Annotated in this window: 1 protein-coding gene; it reads right to left on the minus strand. The window is 32.9% G+C overall.

Annotated elements, in window-relative coordinates; genetic code table 11:
- Positions 1–307 (minus strand): hypothetical protein (locus NNO04_RS22675; protein ID WP_271446544.1); only part of this gene is annotated, 307 nt, incomplete at both ends.

Here is a 307-nt window from a genome sequence, read left to right on the forward strand (position 1 = left end):
CCTTTCATTGCTAATGGATGTGTCTTTATCTATAAAGGATTCCATTCCTTCTGGTAATACTATTCTATACGTTGTGGCTTGAAGATATCCATCATTTAAAAAAATAGAGCTATCCCCAACATTTTCAACTTCAATGTTAATTTCATATACACTATAATATCTTTCTTTTGAAATTAATTTACCATTAAAATCAACCCTGACGCGTGAGGGTTTTAGGTTGGGTAAAGTGATGGTTTTATAATACTCTACACCAAGTATCCATGAACAAACGATGATGGCAATAATGATCACAGCTGACCATCCAAAT

The sequence above is a fragment of the Citrobacter sp. Awk 4 genome (genome assembly GCF_028069725.1).
Classification (GTDB): domain Bacteria; phylum Pseudomonadota; class Gammaproteobacteria; order Enterobacterales; family Enterobacteriaceae; genus Citrobacter_D.